This window comes from Vibrio sp. 10N.222.51.C5 (assembly GCF_041474575.1).
Classification (GTDB): domain Bacteria; phylum Pseudomonadota; class Gammaproteobacteria; order Enterobacterales; family Vibrionaceae; genus Vibrio; species Vibrio crassostreae_C.
Genome location: NZ_JBFRUJ010000125.1, coordinates 1 through 3,715 on the forward strand (window position 1 = coordinate 1; position 3,715 = coordinate 3,715).

At 39.3% G+C, this 3,715-nt stretch carries 3 protein-coding genes; 1 reads left to right on the forward strand and 2 read right to left on the reverse strand.

Annotated elements, in window-relative coordinates:
• Positions 1-148: transposase (locus AB4558_RS21910; protein ID WP_372159108.1), on the reverse strand; the 148-nt coding region annotated here is incomplete at its 3' end.
• 558 nt (positions 149-706) lie between these two features.
• On the opposite strand from AB4558_RS21910, the gene AB4558_RS21915 reads away from it, so the two are divergent.
• Positions 707-2,380, forward strand: coding sequence for a DUF262 domain-containing protein (locus AB4558_RS21915; protein WP_372074993.1), 1,674 nt, complete (start codon positions 707-709; stop codon positions 2,378-2,380).
• 387 nt (positions 2,381-2,767) lie between these two features.
• Here the strand turns inward: AB4558_RS21915 and AB4558_RS21920 are convergent, their stop codons facing one another.
• Entirely contained in the window at positions 2,768-3,469 is a 702-nt protein-coding gene (locus tag AB4558_RS21920; protein ID WP_372074994.1) for a hypothetical protein, read from the reverse strand.
• Positions 3,470-3,715: the final 246 nt, after the last annotated feature.

Consider the following 3,715-nt stretch of genomic DNA (forward strand, 5'->3'; position numbering starts at 1 on the left):
ACAATCGAGGTCGACCTCGTTTACCTTGCTTGAGTTGCTTCCACTGATGAATCGCTTCCTCATCAATCCAGAATGTCAGTGAACCACGATTGATTAGGGCTTGGTTATATTGTTTCCAGTTAGTTGTTCTGTAGCGAGGCTTTGGCATTGCTCTAAGTATGTGAGTGAACTTAGATGATCTGATCGTAGCTTTAAGCATTAGTTCCCTGATTTAGGAAACAAAGCCGTGCAAACCGTGCAAACCGTGCAAACACACATTGCTTCCTAATCAAGGCACGTTATCACTGAAGAACTTCCATTTGGTTATCGACTATTAAATAGCTTAGAAACACTTAAACAACGTATTCGTGCGTAGCTGTGATTGAAGACCAGTCTCTAGTGGTCTAGAAGTTTGGGGACAAAGTTAGAACTCTAGGCATCAGGAAAGGTAAGTTCCTGAGTTTGAACCTGAGTTCAATCCCTATCTGGTTCATTTTAGTGCAATTATGAGTTACGAATGCCATCAGTGTCTTCCTTGTTCGCATAAATAAAAATATGGGGAAACTCTATATCAGTGGCCAGTTTTAGTGAACCACTACAAGCCCCAATATGGGTTCTAATGTAATGAATCAAAAATACTGCATTATTCACTGTTTCCTTTTACTGCATCTGCTATGATTAACCTATTGATATTAAACACTTTGTGATGTTTAGTGATGGGAGTAAAATGAACTTTAATCAAACCACAGTATTGGCTTTCTTTGAGCCCTCCAAGGTTAGTTACGAGATCCCTGTATACCAGCGGGCTTATGCTTGGGGAGAGAACAACTGGAATGAATTCTTGTCAGATCTTTATGAGCAAGTAGATGGGGAAAACAACTATTTTTTCGGGAATATTCTTCTTGAATGCGTTGAAAAGAACAAGTTATACGAAATCATTGACGGCCAGCAAAGGGTCACGACCGTTACTATATTTGTTCGCTCTCTACTCAATGTATTAAAGACACGAAATAACCTGTCAGAGCATGATTTTGACATTGATGACACTGAAGAAGCTTTCATCAGAGATAAAAATATAAAACTCCGCCCAGTTGAATATGATCGAAGTTGTTATGACTGCCTAATTGTTGAAAATCACGATCAGTTTGATGCCTATTCTCCATCACAAAAGAAACTACTTGAAGCCAAAGCATACTTCACTAAACAACTCTCTAAGCTTGATACCGCACGCCTTGTCAGTATCCAAGAGAAGCTTGAAAATACCGACCTTACCATAATCGAGTTGGAGGGTAAGAAAGATGCGGCTTTGATGTTTGAACTGGAAAATAATAGAGGCAAAGAATTGACCAATATGGAAAAGGTCAAATCGTATTTCATGTATCAGATGTATGTGAATAGCCCTGCTGACGATGTTGAGAACAATATCGAATTTGTATCGAACATATTTAAACGCATTTATCAGGTAATCAACAACATAGAGCGGATTAATGAAGATAGTGTGCTGATTTACCACAACAATGCGTATATCAAGGGGTACGCCTACCGCACTCTGGATGACTTGAAGGAAGCTTTCCGTAACAAAGATGACAAAGTTACCTGGATAAAAGAGTACGTTCGAAGTTTAAACGATTCATTCGTGGCCATAGATAAGTTACAACATGAAGAAAGTCTGTATGCGAAAAGGCTGTTTAAACTTGGGATCCCCGCATACGTTTACCCATTCATTATTAAGGGCTACCGATATAACTCTTCAGATCTCCCAACTCTTTTCCGCATTCTTGAAGTGATAACCTTTAGGGCTAAGCTCATCAATAGTCGGGCAAATATCCAAGAGCGTCTCAATGAAATTCTGCTCTCCTACGATGGTGACAATGCTGTCTTATCAGAAAAAATAACAAGTAAGCTCAACGATACATGGTATTGGAGTGATACAAATACGAAGAACTATCTACATGGCGGGATGTACGGAAATAATGTACTAAGCTACCTGCTTTGGAGCTACGAGAGTTATCTTCAGAGAGCGGGATATTCAGTCGAAGGGTTCAAGATTACTAACCAACAAATTGAACATATAGCACCGCGCACGCCTACTGATGGAAGTCCTCTCGAAACAGGATATGAACTCAATGAGCAGGGTGAATATTCCGAAGACTTTAGCTCTGAATACCTCAATTGTCTTGGTAACCTAATGCTCATATCAGGGTCGCACAATGCGTCCATCGGAAACAAACCATTTGCCGATAAGTTAATGTCTTACAGAAAGAACCCCATTCTCAACCAACAGGCTGAGATTGCTTCTTTCGTTAAAGATAGCGAGAACCCAGTGTGGGATTGTGAAGCAATAGATAAACGGCATAACAAAATCGTGGACTTTGCGATCACTGAGTGGTCATTTAGGTAAAGGGTAACCAGCCACTATCCAGAATCTATTGAGACTGGATAGTGGCAACAGGCGGTTCATATATGTCACAAAGTTATGAAGAAATACAAGCGAACTGATTTTCAGATATTCACCCTGTGATTTTGTACCCAATGATTTGCAAAAATCGATAGCAGATTAAACCCCATAGAAATGTAGTGGCACACTGAGTTTGGTCACGCTGTTAGATTAGAAAAAACAAGTCAAAACAGTAATAAAAATGCAAGACCTGCCCGCATTTTTCTATTAGCCTTATTACATAATTTTCGGTGGCAATATAATTTCGCTATAACGAATACTTGGTCACAGCGATACGTTACGCTCACCTAGCGCCCGTTTACCTAGAAGATGTGGTATCCCAAAACCCCCTCACTCAAATGTAACTTTCGTTGACGGGCCGCTGAGTTGACTCGAAAGTTCTGTAAGCTTTCTTTTAGATTCTTCAAGGGACCTTTTCCTTGAAGAATCTTTCTCGATTGCCCTATCTAGAGATACCAAAAATTTATCGATCACCTCTAAACAGTACTTATTATCTGACTCCAATTTTTCAAGTTTATCGAGGCTGAACAAGTCGAATTCAGGGGAACATATAAAGCTTGGTTTATCAGAATAGGAACTAGCAGCACGTTTAGAGAAGCCCTTCGGAGATGCATTGATCTCTTTATTAGCAAGCCACAATTCATAAAAAAGACTAATACTTATGTCACCAAGAAACATCGAATACGGTGAACGATCATTCAACAGCTCATCAACTACGTAGGAAAACCCTTGTTCACGTAAGAGATAACGTCGATAGCTATCTCTCTTGATTGGTTCTGAGTTTGAAAAATCAACCAACTCGTCCATTGCGGATAGATACACATCAATACTCTTTTCATAGTCAAACAAATTGAAATAGGTATCGTGACCATAGAGAGTGATTTGTCCAAGTTTAGACTCATCCTGGAACCCAATGGTTAAGTGGTTAAACATGTTATTAAAAAGGTCAATAAATTGTTTAACTGGTGCGGGACCAATGTGTGTAAAACATTTACCCAAGTCACCTTCAAGATGTTTGCTGGCTTCACTCAAAATGTCACTGCTGAGTTCGACGTGAGTGAAAGTATTGTTGGGGAACAACTTAGAATAAAGCTTAGTGCGATTGTAGAACCTAAGACCTAAACATAGACAGGATCTTAAGAGCTAACTTGTTTATTTAGATAGAAAAAAGGCTTCATTTATGATCAGATAATCGTCGCCAAACAAACTACCTACATCAATAGTGAAGCCGATGACGATTATCTCCTTACAGAAGCAATTTAAGCAATTCTTTAATGC